We start from the raw sequence: 17,137 nt of genomic DNA, 5'->3' as shown, positions 1-17,137 counted from the left end.
TGCCTTCGGGACCAGGATTGTTCCCAGCCTAGTGCAGGTCCCCAAAGTGCAGCACGGGTTTCAGGACCGCTCCTGATTTCGCGGCGGCGGCCGCGTCATTGATGTTCTGGAAACCGTAGCGGGTAATGAGCTTCTCCAGCGGGAACCGGCCCTGCTGCACCAGTTCCACCAGTGCGGGCAGGAACAGCTGCGGGGTGGAGTCACCTTCGGTAATACCGATGACCTGGCGGCCGTTCAGCATGAAGTTCACGTCCAGTTCCACGGTGGAGCCGGGGGCGGGGGCACCGATGAGCCCCAGTTTGCCCAGCGGCGCCAATGCGTCCGCCGCGGTTGCGGCAACCCGGGTGCTGCCGGTGGTTTCCAGGGCATGGGTCACGCCGGCGCCGTCCGTCATTTCAAACAGGGCCTGCAGAGCATCGGTACTGCCGGAATTGACGACGTCGGTGGCTCCCAGTTCACGGGCCAGCTCCAGTCTCGAATCCACCAGGTCCATGACCACAATGCGGGTGGATCCGCTTAGCGCCGCCGCCATGACCGCGGAAAGCCCGACAGGACCTGCCCCGAACACGGCGAGAATGGAGCCCGGTTCGGGCCGGAGAACGTTCATGACCGCGCCGGCGCCGGTCTGGATGCCGCAGCCAAGCGGGGCGAGGAGCGAAAGATCGGCGTCGGGATCCACCTTGGTGACGCCGCGCTCATCCGCCAGCACCAGGTCGGAGAAGGAGGACTGCGCGAAGAAGTGCCCATGGACACCCTTCCCGTCCTTGCTGATGGTGGCGCTGCCGTCCATCCGCTGCCCGCCCACCAGGTTCAGTTCCAGGAAGTACGTGCAGTAGGCAGGGTGGCCGCTGCGGCAGTTCCGGCACACTCCGCAGCTGGTGAAGCTGAGCAGTACATGGTCACCCGGAACCACTGAGGTCACAGCGGAACCCACTTCTTCCACCACACCGGCGCCCTCGTGTCCCAGGACTCCGGGCAGCGGGAAGGGGATGTGGCCGGCCTGGACGCCCAGGTCCGTGCCGCAGACACCGGCGGCCTGCACCCGGACCAGGACCTCGTCCGGACGGGGGTCGTCCAGGACCACGTCGGTGATTTCGAAAGGTTCATTGATGCCGCGCAGGATCGCGGCGCGCGCCTGGGTAGTCATAGCGCCCACGCTACGCGGATGGGCGCCCGCGCGTCAGGGTCCGGACGCGGATCGGGGCGGCAGGCGGAAACTCCGCCGGCCGCCCCCTCAGCAATAGTGCCCTTATGCGCTGACTGCCTCAGTTTCCTGGTGGTCTTCTGCGGCACCAAGCGAAGCGCTGGAACCGGACTGCACCTCGATGCGGCGCGGCCGGGCCTTCTCGCTGACCGGGATAATCACGTTCAGCACGCCGTTTTCATAGTGTGCGGTGATGCCGTCGGTATCGATGCCCTGGCCCAGGCTGAGCTGGCGCAGGAAGGACCCGCCTTCGCGTTCACGGGTGAGCCACTGAACGCCGTCCGTGCCCCGCAGCGTTCGCTCGGCGCGGATGGTCAGCAGCTGGCCGTCGACGTCGATGTCCACGGACCCCGGGTCAATGCCGGGAAGGTCAACGCTCAGGACATACCGGTCATCCTGCCGGTACAGGTCCATGGGCATGCCGCGCAGGGACTCGCTGCGGACTGCCTGGGCAAAACGGTCGAGTTCGCGGAACGGATCAAAGCGTGTTGCGATCACAAATCAACTCCTTCACTCCGCTGCAAGCAGCGGGCTGATCTGCCATTTGAATCAAAGTTGAGTTGGTATCGCTCAACTTTGGGCAGTAGATTAGCACTTGCAACCCGAGAGTGCTAACCCGAGGTTGCAGCGGAGATTTCCGCACCGCCATCTTTCATTCGAACCATGTCTGGAAGGTAGGGAGCAGTGTCCCAACACCCTGGAACAGCCCACCGCGCCGAACGCGTTGAGAAACTCTTCACGCTTCCCAGCCGGATGTCCGGCTCGGCGCCCTCCCCCATACTCGATGCGGCCGCCTGGATCAGCGGACTGTGGGTAGTCGCCGCCGTGCTGGGCGTCGGCATTTTCTCCGGAGGAACAACTTCCCTGGTGCTGGCGCTCGTGCTGCTCTACGGCACCGGCGCCGCCCTGTCGGTACTGGGCTGGCTGACCTGGCGCGGCCTGCGCGTGCGCGCCGCCCGCCGTCTTGCCGCGGAACCCGGCGCATCCGCAGCCCGTGATTTCCTGGCTGCAACCGCTGCCGCCCAGGCCGAGTTCCGTGCAGCCGTTTTCCCCGAGGGCGCCACCGGAACACCCGAGGTCCGGCGCGCCCTCGCCTCCTCCCGAGCCGCCGCTGAGGGTGCACCCAGCAGCGTCCTGCCGGCCAGGCCCACAACGGGCAGCGCGGTGCGGACCGTCCCGCGTTCCGGCAAATCTCCTATCCGCAAGAACGCCGTCTGCAAGTCTGCCGCCCGCCGCCGCGGCACAAATCCGCCGGCACCGCCGGTGCAGGATGATTTCGCCCCCGCCGCCTAGACTGAGGCGCCATGGAAGAAATCAAGGAACCCGTCCAGCTGGCCCTGGGAGACGGGAAGCTGAACCCGGCTGCGGCGGGCTTTTCCCGCGCCCCGCTGCACGCATTCGCGGATCTTCTCCAGGGGCTTCGGCATGGCTGGCGGACCAAACGGTGGGAATACTGGGGCGTACTGACCCCGGACCTGGTGCTTGGCATGACCATTGCCCACCTGGACTATGCCGCCACCCTGCAGCTGTACGTGTACGAACGCACAACCGGCAAGGTAATCAGCCTGGCGCCGCTGGCCCTCCCGCCCGGCTCCAGTGCCGTCCTTCCGGACACGCTCCCGCCGCTCACCGCCGTCGGCACCACCGGCGGGCTGCATCTTCGTTTCCATGACGACGACGGCGGAACGCACCTGCGCGCTGAGTCGCCGCGTGTCGGCGTCGAGCTTTATGCACCAGCAGAAGGCGACGTCCTCGGCGTCGTGGTTCCGTGGTCGGATGCCCGTTACCAGTACACCCTCAAGGACGTCGCGCGGCGGGTCAGCGGCACCATCACGGTCGACGGGCGGGAGTATCCCGTGGGGGATGGCGCGTTTGCCGTCCTGGACCGCGGACGCGGACGCTGGCCCTATTCCCGGCGCTGGAACTGGGCGGCCGGCTACGGGACAACTGAAGGTACCCGGCTTGGACTGCAGCTTGGCGGCATGTGGACGGCCGGAACACCGGCAACGGAGAACGCGCTGATCGTGGACGGGGTACTCCACCATTACGACGGCGAGCTCGAGTTCAGCTACGACCTTACGGACCCGCAGGCGCCCTGGCATGTCCGCGGGGACTGGCTCGAGGCGACCCTCACCCCCTTCCACCGGCGGCTGGCTGCCACCAACGCCGTCCTCGTCGCATCGAAGACCTGGCAGGCTTTTGGTGCGTGGTCCGGCTGGGCCGCGGCTCCGGACGGTACGCGCTACGATCTGGAAGGCGTGCACGGCTGGATCGAAGAAGCCCGGAACCGCTGGTAGTTGGGGTTTGGCTGCCCCCGGCGTTGGCTTGCTGTCCGCGGCGCAGATTCCCACTCATCGTGACAGATGTGAACCAACGGGACCTCACCAGTCCCATCAGTAACGACGAGTGTGAAACTGTGCAACCCAAGCCCCCGACACGGCATCCCGGAGCGCACACTGGAACCATGAAGCCAGTGGCCTTCCTGGGGATTTTACTGATGTTCGCCGGATTGATCGGGTGCGGATTGTGCTTCGTGTTTTGGGCCGGGACACCGTCCTTGCAGCCACCGCCCGGGGTTGCTTTCCTCTACGTCGCGCTCTCCGTCCTTTCGGTCGCCTGCATAGCGGCGTCGCTCTTCATCCGGCGCCGCTACCAATCCGGTCCCCGCTAGGGGTTTTCCAACACTGAGCACGCTGCTAGGTTCGGAGCCACTAGCCCCGACCCGAAGGAGCCCCAAGTGGCCAACAGGTTTGCCTCCCTTGCCCTGGATGCCGTCAATGCGGAAAGCCAGGCCAACTTCTGGACCGAAGCACTGGGTTACCGGGTGGCCGAACTGTTCGACGGCGGCATCTCCCTGGCTCCGGCCGAGGGCGTGGCTGGACCTCCGATCGACATCATCCCCGTCCCGGATGCCAAGACTGCGAAGCTCCGGCTGCACATCGACCTGGTTCCCGACGGATGCACCCAGCAGGAGGAAGTGGACCGGCTGCTTGCCCTCGGCGCTGTCCGGGCCGATGTCGGGCAGGGCCCGGATGTCTCCTGGGTTGTGCTGGCCGATCCCGAAGGCAACGAGTTCTGCGTCCTGTCCGCACGGGATTAGCAGAGCACACAGCAATAAGCCCCGCAGCCAAAAACGGCTGCGGGGCTTATGTATAGGCGGATTATTCGCTGATCAGGTCGCGGATCACGATCGTCTGGTCGCGGTCCGGGCCGACGCCGATCGCGGAGAACCGGGTGCCGGACATCTTCTCCAGCGCCAGCACGTAGTTCCGGGCGTTCTCCGGCAGGTCCTCGAGGGTCTTGGCGCCGGTGATGTCCTCGGTCCAGCCGTCAAAGTACTCGAAGATCGGCTTGGCGTGGTGGAAGTCGGTCTGCGTCATGGGCATTTCATCGAAACGCACGCCGTCGACGTCGTAGGCCACGCACACCGGGATCTTCTCGATGCCGGTCAGCACATCCAGCTTGGTGACGAAGTAGTCCGTGAAACCGTTGACGCGGGAAGCGTGGCGCGCCAGCACGGCGTCGTACCAGCCGCAGCGGCGCGGGCGGCCGGTGTTTACGCCGAACTCGCCGCCGGTCTTCTGCAGGTACAGGCCCATGTCATCGAAGAGTTCGGTGGGGAACGGTCCGGCACCAACGCGGGTGGTGTAGGCCTTGATGATGCCCACGGCGCGGTTGATGCGGGTGGGGCCAATGCCTGAGCCCACCGAAGCGCCGCCGGCCGTCGGGTTGGAGGAGGTCACAAACGGGTAGGTGCCGTGGTCCACGTCCAGGAACGTAGCCTGGCCGCCTTCCATCAGGATCACCTTGCCCTCGTCCAGTGCACGGTTGAGCTCGAAGGTGGAATCGATGACCATCGGGCGCAGGCGGTCGGCGTAGGAGAGGAAGTACTCCACCATCTCTTCGGTGTCCACGTCGCGGCGGTTGTAGACCTTCAGCAGCAGCTGGTTCTTCTGCCGCAGCGAACCCTCAACCTTCTGGCGCAGGATCGACTCGTCGAAGATGTCCTGCACGCGGATGCCGAGCCGCGCCACCTTGTCCATGTAGGCCGGGCCGATTCCGCGGCCGGTGGTGCCGATGGCACGCTTGCCCAGGAAACGTTCGGTGACTTTGTCCATCACCTGGTGGAACGGGGCAACAAGGTGCGCATTGGCGGAGATCCGCAGCTTGGAGGTGTCCGCGCCGCGCGCTTCCAGCCCGTCGATTTCGGTGAAGAGGGCCTCGAGGTTCACCACGCAGCCGTTGCCGATCACCGGGATGGCGTTGGGGCTCAGGATGCCGGCGGGGAGCAGCTTCAGTTCGTACTTTTCACCGCCGACGACGACGGTGTGGCCTGCGTTGTTTCCCCCGTTGGGCTTGACGACGTAGTCGACGCGGCCGCCAAGCAGGTCGGTGGCCTTACCTTTACCTTCGTCGCCCCACTGGGCGCCGACGATGACAATTGCGGGCATGGGATCCTCCCCCATTAGTTACGTTAGGGAGCCGCGCCAGGCGCTGAACCGCTACCGTGCATGAGAACGCCCCTGCACCGTGAGACACAGGACACAGGTGTACAGGCTCAGGGCTGCGGGGCTCTTACCTGTCAAGTTTAGCCGATCCGCGGCCTGACCCGTTTGGATGCACAGGCGGGAGGCGTACGGTTTAGGCATGGAGCGCTTCCGCGGCTATATTGCCGGGCTGGGCACTGCCTCGGGAACCCGCCTGGTTGTAGGGCACTGGCCGGACTCACCGTTCGGTCCTTTCACCGATGTAATGGTTGAAAACCGGTTTGGTGCCCGGCTGCTGCTGGCCCCGAGTGAGGCCGTAGCCCGCTATGTCTCCTCCACGTATACATTCGACGCAATCGACGTGGTTCCCGTCAGCGCTTTCCTGTCCGGGGACAGGCTGACGGTCGACGGCGGTGCGCTGCGGCTAAGCGCCAGGCTGGGCCAGGTGACCCTGCTGGGCAGGCTGCTGGAATCCGTGCCGGCACCGCTGGCCGTCCACCCGCTGTGGCTGCAGGCGGTCAATCCGCTGGCCCGCCTGATTGTCCGCGGTGTCCGTACGGCAGGAACCACCGGGGACCGGCTGGAGTTCTACGGAGTACGCTCCATCCGCCGGCTGGTGTCAGCACAGTGCTCATGGCGCGGCGAGGATCTTGGCCCCCTGGCTCCGGTAAGTCCGCCGGTCCGCTTCGGTTTTTCATCCGTCCCGGCCCGCCCCCAGATTCTGGCTGTCACCACCACAATCACCGCCCGGGTCCAGGGAGAAGGAATCCGCTCATGGAAAACCGCTTTCACCCGCATGCCGAGTCCGTCTGGTCTTACCCCCGCCCGCCCCGCGTCGAGCCAAGCGGGGAACATGTCCAGGTCTGGCTCGCCGGAACGCTGATCGCGGACACAATCCACGCACTGCGTGTCCTGGAAACGAGCCATCCGCCCGTCTACTACCTGCCCTTGGATGTCTTCGCCCCCGGAGTCCTGCAGCCTGTTCCCGGAACCACGCACTGCGAATTCAAGGGCGCTGCCGCCTATTTCGACGTCGTGTCCGGGCCGCAGCGCGCGGCCCGCGCGGCATGGACCTATCCGCATCCGTTTCCCGGCTACGAGGAACTCGTCCACACGGCTGCCCTGTATCCGGGGCTGATGGACACGGTGCTGGTGGACGGCGAAGAAGTGCAGCCGCAGGAAGGGGACTTCTACGGCGGCTGGATCACCAGCCGGGTAACCGGCCCTTTTAAAGGCGCGCCGGGCACCTGGGGCTGGTAAGGCCGGAGCCCGGGCACAGCAAGGGCGCCTCCCGCACGGGAGGCGCCCTTGCTCAGGCTTGGGTGGTACTAGCCCTCGATGGCAGCCTTGGCCGACGGGTCGGAAGCGTCCAGGAACTTCTCGATCCGGTCCACTTCCTCACTCTCGCCGATCGCCGCTGCGGCACGACCCAGGGCGTACAGCGCACGGAGGAAGCCGCGGTTGGGTTCGTGCTCCCACGGGATGGGGCCGGTGCCGCGCCAGCCGGCCCGCCGCAGCGCGTCCAGGCCGCGGTGGTAACCCACCCGGGCGTAGGCGTAGGACTCCACCGGGCGGCCGTCGTTGAACGCCTCGTCGGCGAGGATGGCCCAGACCTGCGAGGAGGTGGGGAACTTGGCTGCCAGGTCCACTGCCTCGTCACCTGCGGCGAGGCGCGCGACGACGTCGGTCTCCTCGGGCAGGTACGTGGGCTCGGGGCCGAGCAGGTTCTTGCGGAATTCGTCTGACATTAGAGGTGCTTTCCTGCCGATCCGAGGGACTGGGCGGCCTCGACCACGCGGGCGGCCATGCCCTTTTCAGCCGAGGCGCCCCAGACGCGGGGGTCGTACTGCTTCTTGTTGCCGACTTCGCCGTCCACCTTGAGCACGCCGTCGTAGTAGCGGAACATGTGGTCTGCCACCGGACGGGTGTAGGCGTACTGGGTGTCGGTGTCGATGTTCATCTTCACCACGCCGTAGGACACGGCGTCGGCGATTTCCTGGGCAGAGGAGCCGGAACCGCCGTGGAAGACCAGGTCGAACGGGCGCTCCTTGCCGATTGAACCGCCAACGGCGGCCTGGATCTCGTCAAGGATTTCCGGGCGCAGCTTCACGCCGCCGGGCTTGTACACGCCGTGCACGTTGCCGAAGGTCAGCGCGGTGAGGTAGCGGCCCTTGCTGCCGTCGCCCAGCGCCTCAATGGTTGCCATGCCGTCGGCAACGGTGGTGTAGAGCTTCTCGTTGATCTCGTTCTCGACGCCGTCTTCCTCGCCGCCCACGGTGCCGATTTCGACTTCGAGGATGATCTTGGCAGCTGCCGTGCGGGCCAGCAGGTCCTGGGCGATCTTCAGGTTTTCCTCGAGGGTCTCGGCGGAGCCGTCCCACATGTGGGAGTTGAAGATGGGATCCTCGCCGCGCTTGACGCGCTCTTCGGAGGCGGCCAGGAGGGGCAGGACAAAGTCGTCCAGCTTGTCCTTGGGGCAGTGGTCGGTGTGCAGGGCAATGTTCACGTCATAGCTCTTGGCCACTTCGCGGGCGTACGCGGCGAAGGCCAGGGAACCGGTAACCATGTTCTTGACGGAGGCACCGGACCAGTACGCGGCACCGCCGGTGGAGACCTGGACAATGCCGTCCGAGCCGGCCTCAGCAAAACCGGCGAGGGCCGCGTTGAGGGTCTGGGAGGAGGTGACGTTGACGGCCGGGTATGCGAATCCCCCTGCTTTGGCCCGGTCGATCATCTCTGCATAGATCTCGGGGGTTGCAATAGGCATGCTGACTCCTTAGCGACGTTAAAAATGCGGCAGGGCCGGGCCCTCTTTGGCTCCCCCCATCCTAGCCACAAGTGCCCTGTGATCATCAGGCGCACACGGCATTACGCGGCCAAAAGGGCTCAGGCCCGGCACAGCGGTGCTGCGCCGGGCCTGGGCGAAGGCCGGGGCTAGTCCTGGGCCGGCATCAGCCAGCAGCGTTCCTGCCGGATCCGGACCTCAACGCAGGTACCGGAGTCCATGATGTCTTCGGGGGCCGGGTCGCTCACAACTGAAGTGATGTTTCCGTCCTGCGTCTCTACCTCGTACTCAATCCAGGAACCGTAGAACACGGAGTTCAGGATCCGGCCAACGTTGCCGGCAATCTGGACTTCGGCGTGGTTTACCGCGTCGATCCGTGTCACGGAGACGGATTCCGGACGGACCAGCAGCGTAGCCGGCTGGGCGTCGCTGACGCCGTCGTGCGCGGGCACCTGGTGCATCCCGCCCAGGACCGAGACGGTGGCCTGGCGGGCTTCTCCGTCCCCGGTGACCCGGTGGTTCTGCACTTCAAGGAAGTTGGCCCGGCCAATGAAGTCGGCAACAAACACGGATGCCGGACGGCGGTAGACCTCAGTGGGCGGTGCGACCTGTTCGATCCGGCCCTGCCGCATCACGACGATCCGGTCGGAGAGGGTCATTGCCTCGTCCTGGTCATGCGTGACGTAGACGCTGGTGATGCCCAGTTTGTGCTGGAGGCTGCGGATTTCCGTACGCATCTGCACGCGCAGCTTCGCGTCCAGGTTGGAGAGCGGCTCGTCGAAGAGCAGGACCTTCGGCTTCATGACCATGGCGCGTGCCAGTGCCACACGCTGCTGCTGGCCGCCGGAGAGCTGGTTGGGAGCCCGGTCCGCGTACTGGGTCAGGCTCATGGAAGCCAGCGCAAAGTTGACCTCCTGTTCCAGGGTCTTCGCCGGCGTCTTCTTCAGGCGCAGGCCGTAGGCCACGTTGTCGAAGACGCTCATGTGGGGGAACAGTGCGTAGGACTGGAAGACCATGGACATGGGCCGCTTGTCCGGCGTCAGCCCCAGGATGTCTTCCCCGTCCAGGGTCAGCTTTCCGTCACTGGGCTGCTCAAAGCCGGCGATCATGCGCAGCGTGGTGGTCTTGCCGCAGCCGGAGGGACCCAGCAGGGTGATGAACTCGCCCGGGCGGATGGCGAGGTTGATGCCGTCGACGGCGGCCGGAGCGTCCGGTGCGCCGAAGTGCTTGTACAAATGGTCCAGGTGGAGCTCGCCGGTCTCTGAGGCAAGGCTCTGGGCGGGGGCCTGGGCTGCTGTTTGTGCCATGGTTTCCTCTTGGTGGTAAGTCAGAAAGTTGATGGGGTCAGGCCGGTGCGGCTAGCGCGAGCGGGTCTTGACCTTGGGGTCGCGGATCAGGAGGTTCATCAGGCCGATGACCGCCAGCACAATCACGATCAGGATGGTGCAGTAGGCAAACGCATTGCCGAACCGTCCGGCGTCCACTTCGGAGAGGATCTGCGAGGTCATGATCTTGGTCTTCGGCGTGGTGATGAAGATGATCGGCGAAAGCGTTGTCATGGCCCGGGCGAACGCGTAGGTAAGCCCGGAGAGCAGCGCGGGCCGGATCAGCGGAAGGGTGATGGTCCGGAACGTTGTCAGCGAGGAGGCGCCCAGGGAGGTGGAGGCCTCGTCGATCGCCGGATCGATCTGCTGCAGTGCCGCAACGCCGGAACGCTGGCCCGACGGCATGGAGCGGATCACGTAGACCATCACGATCGCCAGGGCTCCGCCAAAGATGCCGGCGCCGCCGGCGAGGGCCGGAAGCAGCTGGATGTTGCCGATGATGAACGGCTTGTTGAAGGCGACGGCGTAGCCGATGCCCAGCACGGTGCCGGGAACGGCAAGGCCAAGCATGCCGAAGAAGTCCAGGAGCCCTCGGCCGCGCCGGACCTTCCGGACGATCAGCCAGGCCATGATCATGCCCAGGACGCCGGCGATCGGCGTTGCAATAAGCGCCAGGATGGTGGTGGTGAACATGGCGTCGGATCCGATGCCGGACAGGACGTAGCGGTAGTTCGCCAGCGTGAAGGTGTTGTTCACGCCGAGGATCTTGGTGAAGGCACCGATGATTACCGTCGCGTAGATGGTCACGATCAGCGCGGCGATCAGTCCGACGACCGTCAGCAGCGGGATGCGGCCTGCGGCGGAGCGAATCAGGCGTACGCTGCCGGCGGGCTTGCCGGAGACCGAGACGACGCTGCGGCGCTCGGCCCAGTAGCGCTGCACCAGGAAGACGAGCAGGCCCGGAAGCAGCAGCACCAGGGAGTAGGCGGCGCCGGCCGCGACGTCGTACTCGCCGGTAATGGCGATGTAGGCCCGGGAGGAAAGCACCGTGAAGTCGCCGCCGATCACCAGCGGGTTGGCGAGGTCGGCGATTGCTTCAACAAAGAGGAGCAGGAAGCAGCTGGCGAAGCCCGGGATCAGCATGGGCAGGGTGACGCTGCGGAAGATCTTCCACTTGTTTGCGCCCAGGATGGAAGCGGCTTCGTCCATGGCCGGGTCCAGGCTGCGCAGCATGCCCAGCAGGTTCATGTAGGCGACCGGGAAGAAGGAAAGGGACAGCACGAGAGTGAGGCCCGTCAGCCCGTAGATGTTGTATTCCAGGCCCAGGAGCTTGTTGGTGATGAGCCCGCCGCGGCCGAAGAGCGTGATGACTGCCGTGGCCACTGCGAAGGGCGGCGAGACAATGGGCAGCAGCGCAATCAGGTGCAGCAGCTTCTTGCCCTTGAACTCCAGCCGTGCCTGCGCGTAGGCGAAGGCGAAGCCAATCAGTGTTCCAAACGCACCAACCAGCAGGCCCAGCACCACGGTGTTCGTGATGATGGTGCGGTTGGTGGACGAGGTGAACATTTCAGCCAGGGTTTCCCGGCCGCTCTCGCTGAAGGACTGCGTGAGGATCCGGACCAGCGGGTAGGCGATCAGAAGCACCAGGATTGCCATGACAATCCCAATGACGATCTTGGTCAGCGGGTCCAGGCGGCGACCGGCCGCCTTCTTCCCGGTCTTCTTCGCGGGCGGCGGCGCGGGGGCCGCTACCGGCTGCAGGGTTTCGAGGCTCAACAAAGGCTCCTGGTGTGCACGGCCCGCCGCAGCGGGCCGTGCACGTAGTACTGGATGGTGGAGAAGGGACGCTACTCGCGCGGCTGGGCGGCGATTTCAGCGTCGAAACGCTGGGTCAGGCCCTTCTTCGCGCTGGCTGCTTCGCTGAAGTCGTAGTCGACCAGCTGGACGTCGTCCAGCTTGACCATGCGCTCGTCGATGGCGGCTTCCGGGTTGGTGGGCACCTGGTAGGAACCGACACCGGCGCCCAGTTCCTGCGCCTCCGCGGTGAGTGCAAAGTCGATGTAGGCCTGGGCTGCAGTGAGGTTCCTGGTGCCCTTGACGGCGCCTACGCCGCCGATTTCGTAGCCGGTTCCCTCCTTGGGGAAGGAGACCACAAGGTCATCCATGCCGGCTTCCTTGTACTTCACGCAGTCGTGCGAGAACACGAGGCCGACGGCGACTTCGCCGCGTCCTGCGGTCTGGCCCGGAGCAGTGCCGCTCTTGGAGTACTGCAGGATGTTGTTGTGCAGGCTGCGCGCGTAGCCCAGTGCGGCGTCCTGGTCTCCGTCGTTTAGGACAACCTGGGTCCAGAGCGTGGTGAAGGCGGTACCGGAAGTGGAGGGGTGCGCTGCGGAGACCTGGCCCTTGAGCTTCGGATCCAGCAGGTCTTCCCAGGACTCGGGGACGTCGACGCCGAGCTTGTCCAGCACGGCCTGGTTGGAGCAGAAGCCCAGGGTGCCGACGTAGACGCCGGTCCAGTATCCGTCTGCGTCCTTGTACTTGTCCGGGATGTCCGCTGCGTTGGGGGAGGAGTAGGACTCCAGGAGACCGGCTGCGCTGGCCGTGCCGTAGCCGTCGGCCGGGCCGCCGTGCCAGACATCGAATTCAGGGGATTCCTTGGCGGATTCGAGGCGGGCGACTGTTTCACCCGAGGAGAGCCGGACGAAGCTCGTCTGTACGCCGGTCTTTTCCTGGAACGCAGAGGTCATGGCCTGGCACCAGTCCTCCATGGCACCGCAGGCTACGGTGAGGCTTCCGCCAAGTTCACCGTCCTGGGCGGCGGTCGAATCGTCCACCACACAACCACTCAGGCCCAGCATTGCTGTGGCTCCAATGGCGAATGCGAGCGCGGCTTTGCGCTTCATCAGCGTCCCTTTCGTTGAAGGGGCCACACTGCCCCTTGCCATGTATCCGGTGTCGTCCTCGAACCGGCCCATTCAAATCTAGGGAGGGGGAACCATGCCGCTGCGGCGTTTGCGGTCACAGATGGTCACAGTCCTGTGACCGTTGCGGCCGCTGTTTCCTCATTTGATGCCCAGCCGGTATCCGGTCCCCCGGACGGCCTCGACGGCGTGGGGGTAGCCGTGTTCGGAGAGCTGCCTGCGCAGCCGGTACAGGGCCGTCTTGAGCATCTGCCGGCCGCCCGGGCCTTCATCCACCTGCCATCCGGCGAGCAGCAGGTCCCGGAAACTCACCGGTTTGCCTTCTTCCGCCGCCAGCCGAGTCAGCAGCCGCAGCTCCGTGGGGGTCAGCGTCAGGATGTGCCCGGCGAGGACGGCGGATCCTTCCGCAATCTTCAGCGGCCCGCACACCACTTCGGCCCGGAGGCCGGCGGCGCCCCTGGTCCGCCGCACGATCGCTTCGGCACGCAGCGCCAGCTCGCGGGGGTGGAACGGCTTCGTCACGTAGTCATCTGCACCGGCTTCCAGACCGGCGACGCGGTCCTTGGCTTCGCCGCGAGCGGTGAGCAGCAGGATGGGGACCGTGCTGGTCTGCCGGATCCTGCGGCACAGGCTCAGGCCGGAGGACTGCGGCAGCATTACGTCCAGCACCAGCAGGTCCAGCTCCCTTGATTTAAAGATCTGCCAGGCCTTCTCTGCGTCCCGGGCAGAGAGTGTGGTGAAGCCCTGGGTTTCCAGGGCGAAGCTGACGATGTCGATCATCTGCGGTTCATCATCGACTACCAGGGCCAGCGGCTTGGTGCTCATCGGAGCAGTCCCTGTTCGGCTTCGACGCTGTGTGAGCTGTCTTTGGGAAGGGTGAAGAGCATGGTTGTTCCTCTGTTGGGAGTGCTGTCTACGAACACGTCGCCGCCGTGCATCTGAATGATGGCCCGCGTGATGACCAGCCCCAGGCCTGTGCCGTCGCGGAGCGGCTTGCCGCTCTGGAAGCGCTCGAAGAGCCGGCGGCGCTCGTCGTCCCGGATCCCCTCGCCGTCATCGGAAACAGACACCAGGATCTGGGCGTCGGCGTTGACCACCCGCACGGTGATCAGTTCCGCGTTCCGGGCATGGGCCACTGCATTGTTGATCAGGTTCGTCAGGGCCTGCCGCATCAGCATCGGATCCGCCCACAGCCGCGGCGGCGCCCCGGGGCAGTCCAGGGCGATCGGCAGGGGGTGCAGGTGCCGCAGTTCAGAGATGACGGACATGGTCAGTGCCCTCAGGTTGACCCGCTGCGGGTGCAGCTCAAACATGCCGGCGTCGATCCTGGCCTGCGTCAGCAGGTCTTCGGAAAGAGTGATGACACTGTGGCAGTTGGAGCTGATGGTCTGCACGAACCGGGTCTGGCTGTCAGTCAGCGGCCCGGGCGAGCCTTCGGCGAGCAGGTCCGCGGCGCCTTTCATCAGGGACAGCGGAGTCCGGATTTCATGGCTCACCACGGAGATCTGGTCCGCATTTCGCTGCGCGATTCCGCGCAGCCGGTGGGCCTCCGCCCGGTCCGACGCCCAGCGCCGCAGCACCAGGAGCAGGACAGCGAGCATTCCTGCCAGAAGGGCGACCAGGAGCCCTTCAACCGTCAGCGGGGAATCCACGAACCGCCCGATTGCGAGCACCACTGCGGAGGCGGCCAGGATCAGTCCGGCAAGCCACGCCCGGGCCACCCGAGGCAGGCTTGAGTGCCGCAGCGGCAGGAAACCAGCCAAAGGGGCCAGTGCCAGGAGATACCAGAGCCAGTTCATGCTGCTCCAGCCGGGACCAGCGGCTTCGTCTCAGCTCACCTTCTGTCCGAACACGTGCCGGCGGACCCAGCCGTGCATGGCGATCGCGGCAGCGGCCGAGGCGTTCATTGAACGGGTGGAACCAAACTGCGCGATCGACAGGGTCGCTTCGGCAGCTTGGTGGACTTCCGGGGTGAGGCCCGGGCCTTCCTGTCCGAAGACCAGCACGCAGTTGCGCGGAAGGTCGTAGGTTTCAAGCGGAACCGAGTCCGGGAAGTTGTCGATTCCGATGATGACCAGGCCTTCCGACCTTGCCCAGGCGGTGAATTCTTCCACCGTGGGGTGGTGGCGGACGTGCTGGTAGCGGTCGGTGACCATGGCACCGCGGCGGTTCCAGCGGCGTCGCCCGATGATGTGCACTTCCTTGGCGAGGAACGCATTGGCGGTGCGCACCACGGAGCCGATGTTGAGGTCGTGCTGCCAGTTTTCGATAGCGACATGGAATTCGTGCCGCTTGGAATCCAGGTCCGCAACAATCGCTTCGTGCTTCCAGTAGCGGTATTCATCCACCACATTGCGCCGGTCGCCGGCGGCCAGGAGTTCGGGGTCCCACTGCTCGCCCTCGGGCCAGGGCCCTTCCCAGGGTCCGACGCCGACCTCGGGGACCGCAGACGGCTCGGCAGCGGGATTTGTTTCAGGGCTCTCTATCACCCTTCCAGCGTAAGGTGAAAGACTGAACCATCCCGCATCCGCACCGGGAGCCGCTGGCCTGTGCCAGCTTCCCCGGGGCGGTTTCGGACCCGTTGCCGTGGAGAGGGAAACCGTGGGCGAAAACGAGAACATCGAGTGCTGGCTGACAGACATGGACGGTGTGCTGGTCCATGAAAACCAGGCGATCCCGGGAGCCGCCGAACTGATCAACCGCTGGGTAGATACCTCCAAGCGTTTTCTGGTGCTCACGAACAACTCGATCTACACGCCGCGGGACCTCGCTGCCCGGCTGCATGCCTCCGGGCTGGACGTCCCGGAAGAGAACCTCTGGACTTCCGCGCTGGCCACAGCCGAATTCCTGAAGGACCAGCTCAAGGGTTCCCCCTCCCCGGGGCGTGCTTTCGTGATCGGCGAAGCAGGGCTGACGACGGCGCTGCATGAGGCTGGGCTGATCCTCACGGACACGAACCCCGACTATGTGGTCCTGGGTGAAACCCGCACCTATTCATTCGGCACCATCACCAAAGCGATCCGGCTGATCCTGGACGGCGCCCGTTTCATCGCCACGAACCCGGACGTGACGGGCCCGTCGGCGGAGGGCCCCATTCCGGCCACCGGCGCCATCGCCGCACTGATCACGGCAGCCACGGACCGGGAACCGTACATTGTGGGCAAGCCGAATCCCATGATGTTCCGCTCAGCCATGAACAAGATCGATGCGCATTCGGAGACCACCGGCATGATCGGGGACCGGATGGACACGGACATCATTGCCGGCATTGAGGCGGGCCTGACCACCGTCCTGGTGCTGACCGGCATTACCCAGCGCGAAGATATTGCCAGGTACTCCTTCCGGCCCACCCAGGTGATCGGCTCCGTTGCAGACCTGATCGGAACTATCTAGCCGGTTATCCGGGACTAGAACGGGATCTTTCTGCCACCGCCGCCAACAGCCGGCAGCGGTGCATAGGTGTCCAGCACCTGCTCCACCACCCGCTGGTAGATCACCGGGTTCCACTGCGGGCTCGCATGGGCCGGCCGGGCGCCCTCGGTGATGAGGGAGTTGGAGACCATGTTGTCCGGGAACACCTCGGTCCAGCGGGAGCGGGCGGTGTAGTAGTTCACGGTCTCGTCGTCGGGGTTGCCAATGAACGCCAGCTCGGCGTCACCGATGGCACCGGCGTAGGCAGCGGCGTCGTAATGGTAGATGTAGGAGGACTCCGACTGGATCAGGGTGCTCGACGGCGCCAGCGGGGAGAGCTGCTCCAGCGTCTGGTCCACCACCGTGCTCCAGCTGCGTTCGTCCTTGTGCAGGATCCGCTCCCCCAGTTCGTAGCCGCCGCGCAGCGCACTGGGAATCCGGTAACCGGCCTCGTAAAGCAGCACCACGCCGCGGATCATGTTCTGGTCCAGGACGTTGAACCGGCCCGCCGGGCTGGAGTCCAGAATGATCAGCTCAACCTGCACTCCGCGGGCCAGCAGCCGTGCCGCCAGTTCCACGGCCACCATGCCGCCGAAGCTGTGTCCGTAAAAGTACACACGGTTGATCCGACGGGTACGGATGTACCTGAACACCTCGGCCTCGATGGTGTCTATGTCCAGGCCCTTGTTTGAATAGCCGACGGCTGCCATCTGTCCCCGGCTTGCCAGCGCAGGACGCAGGGAATTGACGATCCAGACGGCTTCTTCCCAGCTGGTCTTGTAGCCGGGGAACAGGAACCACATGGCCCGCGGGAAGCGCGAGGCGGCGGCGTCGTCCCGCACCGGGAGGATTTCCAGCTGTTCGCGCTGCTCCTGGATCAGGCGGGTGACAAAGAGGTCAGCAGCCAGCGTCAGTCCGGCGGCGGCTCCCACGAGGAACCGTCGCCGGGAAAAGCGGCCCAGGCTCTCCGCATAGCGGAGGACCTTTGCTGGGTCATCGCTCAT

The 17,137-nt window shown here is 65.4% G+C and carries 18 protein-coding genes; 6 read left to right on the top strand and 12 right to left on the bottom strand.

Annotation, left to right across the window (positions count from 1 at the left end):
- Window positions 1-28 precede the first annotated feature (28 nt).
- Window positions 29-1,147, bottom strand: coding sequence for an NAD(P)-dependent alcohol dehydrogenase (locus tag AO716_RS09170; protein WP_055240596.1), 1,119 nt, complete (start codon window positions 1,145-1,147; stop codon window positions 29-31).
- 102 nt (window positions 1,148-1,249) lie between these two features.
- Window positions 1,250-1,699: an Hsp20/alpha crystallin family protein gene (locus AO716_RS09165; RefSeq protein ID WP_055242081.1), complete on the bottom strand. Its 450-nt coding sequence runs from the start codon at window positions 1,697-1,699 to the stop codon at window positions 1,250-1,252.
- Window positions 1,700-1,888: 189 nt separating this feature from the next.
- On the opposite strand from AO716_RS09165, the gene AO716_RS09160 reads away from it, so the two are divergent.
- The 3 genes from AO716_RS09160 to AO716_RS09145 all read left to right on the top strand — a co-directional run bounded on the left by AO716_RS09160 (window position 1,889) and on the right by AO716_RS09145 (window position 4,304).
- A complete protein-coding gene (locus tag AO716_RS09160) occupies window positions 1,889-2,497 on the top strand; it encodes a hypothetical protein (protein ID WP_055240595.1) in 609 nt (202 codons plus the stop codon).
- Between the two features lie 11 nt (window positions 2,498-2,508).
- Entirely contained in the window at window positions 2,509-3,501 is a 993-nt protein-coding gene (locus tag AO716_RS09155) for a DUF2804 domain-containing protein (RefSeq protein WP_055240594.1), read from the top strand.
- Window positions 3,502-3,941: 440 nt separating this feature from the next.
- Entirely contained in the window at window positions 3,942-4,304 is a 363-nt protein-coding gene (locus AO716_RS09145) for a VOC family protein (RefSeq protein ID WP_055240592.1), read from the top strand.
- Between the two features lie 61 nt (window positions 4,305-4,365).
- On the opposite strand, the gene AO716_RS09140 is transcribed toward AO716_RS09145, so the two are convergent.
- Window positions 4,366-5,655, bottom strand: a complete 1,290-nt coding sequence (locus AO716_RS09140) for an adenylosuccinate synthase (RefSeq protein ID WP_055240591.1) — start codon at window positions 5,653-5,655, stop codon at window positions 4,366-4,368.
- A 196-nt stretch (window positions 5,656-5,851) separates the two neighbouring features.
- Here AO716_RS09140 and AO716_RS09135 point away from each other — a divergent pair, with 196 nt between their 5' ends.
- Together AO716_RS09135 and AO716_RS09130 are read left to right on the top strand one after the other, a co-directional pair.
- On the top strand, window positions 5,852-6,574 hold the full coding sequence (locus AO716_RS09135) for a hypothetical protein (protein WP_321164366.1): 723 nt from the start codon (window positions 5,852-5,854) through the stop codon (window positions 6,572-6,574).
- Window positions 6,466-6,951: a DUF427 domain-containing protein gene (locus tag AO716_RS09130; protein WP_055240590.1), complete on the top strand. Its 486-nt coding sequence runs from the start codon at window positions 6,466-6,468 to the stop codon at window positions 6,949-6,951. Before AO716_RS09135 ends, AO716_RS09130 begins: the two co-directional genes overlap by 109 nt.
- A gap of 68 nt (window positions 6,952-7,019) precedes the next feature.
- Here AO716_RS09130 and AO716_RS09125 read toward each other — a convergent pair whose 3' ends face one another.
- The 8 genes from AO716_RS09125 to AO716_RS09090 form a co-directional block, all read right to left on the bottom strand.
- On the bottom strand, window positions 7,020-7,439 hold the full coding sequence (locus AO716_RS09125) for a DUF3151 domain-containing protein (RefSeq protein WP_055240589.1): 420 nt from the start codon (window positions 7,437-7,439) through the stop codon (window positions 7,020-7,022).
- Complete coding sequence (gene fbaA, locus AO716_RS09120; protein WP_055240588.1) at window positions 7,439-8,458, bottom strand: class II fructose-bisphosphate aldolase; 1,020 nt, start codon at window positions 8,456-8,458, stop codon at window positions 7,439-7,441. Before fbaA ends, AO716_RS09125 begins: the two co-directional genes overlap by 1 nt.
- Before the next feature lie 167 nt (window positions 8,459-8,625).
- Entirely contained in the window at window positions 8,626-9,783 is a 1,158-nt protein-coding gene (locus AO716_RS09115; RefSeq protein WP_055240587.1) for an ABC transporter ATP-binding protein, read from the bottom strand.
- 51 nt (window positions 9,784-9,834) lie between these two features.
- Window positions 9,835-11,577, bottom strand: coding sequence for an ABC transporter permease (locus tag AO716_RS09110; protein ID WP_235472043.1), 1,743 nt, complete (start codon window positions 11,575-11,577; stop codon window positions 9,835-9,837).
- A gap of 71 nt (window positions 11,578-11,648) precedes the next feature.
- On the bottom strand, window positions 11,649-12,704 hold the full coding sequence (locus tag AO716_RS09105; protein WP_055240586.1) for an ABC transporter substrate-binding protein: 1,056 nt from the start codon (window positions 12,702-12,704) through the stop codon (window positions 11,649-11,651).
- Window positions 12,705-12,863: 159 nt separating this feature from the next.
- A complete protein-coding gene (locus AO716_RS09100) occupies window positions 12,864-13,547 on the bottom strand; it encodes a response regulator (protein WP_055240585.1) in 684 nt (227 codons plus the stop codon).
- A complete protein-coding gene (locus AO716_RS09095) occupies window positions 13,544-14,521 on the bottom strand; it encodes a sensor histidine kinase (RefSeq protein WP_055240584.1) in 978 nt (325 codons plus the stop codon). The genes AO716_RS09100 and AO716_RS09095 overlap by 4 nt, the downstream gene beginning before the upstream one ends.
- Window positions 14,522-14,551: 30 nt before the next feature.
- Window positions 14,552-15,211, bottom strand: coding sequence for a TrmH family RNA methyltransferase (locus tag AO716_RS09090; protein WP_055240583.1), 660 nt, complete (start codon window positions 15,209-15,211; stop codon window positions 14,552-14,554).
- 151 nt (window positions 15,212-15,362) lie between these two features.
- Between AO716_RS09090 and AO716_RS09085 the strand changes: the two genes are divergently transcribed.
- The gene (locus AO716_RS09085) at window positions 15,363-16,115 is read left to right on the top strand and encodes an HAD-IIA family hydrolase (protein ID WP_082413451.1); all 753 of its coding nucleotides are present in this window, start codon (window positions 15,363-15,365) and stop codon (window positions 16,113-16,115) included.
- 14 nt (window positions 16,116-16,129) lie between these two features.
- Here the strand turns inward: AO716_RS09085 and AO716_RS09080 are convergent, their stop codons facing one another.
- A complete protein-coding gene (locus AO716_RS09080) occupies window positions 16,130-17,137 on the bottom strand; it encodes an alpha/beta hydrolase (protein ID WP_055240581.1) in 1,008 nt (335 codons plus the stop codon).

The sequence above is a fragment of the Arthrobacter sp. Edens01 genome (assembly GCF_001307035.1).
Classification (GTDB): Bacteria; Actinomycetota; Actinomycetes; order Actinomycetales; family Micrococcaceae; genus Arthrobacter_B.
Note: the sequence above shows the minus strand (reverse complement) of the source record. Positions and strands in the feature narration are given on the sequence as shown.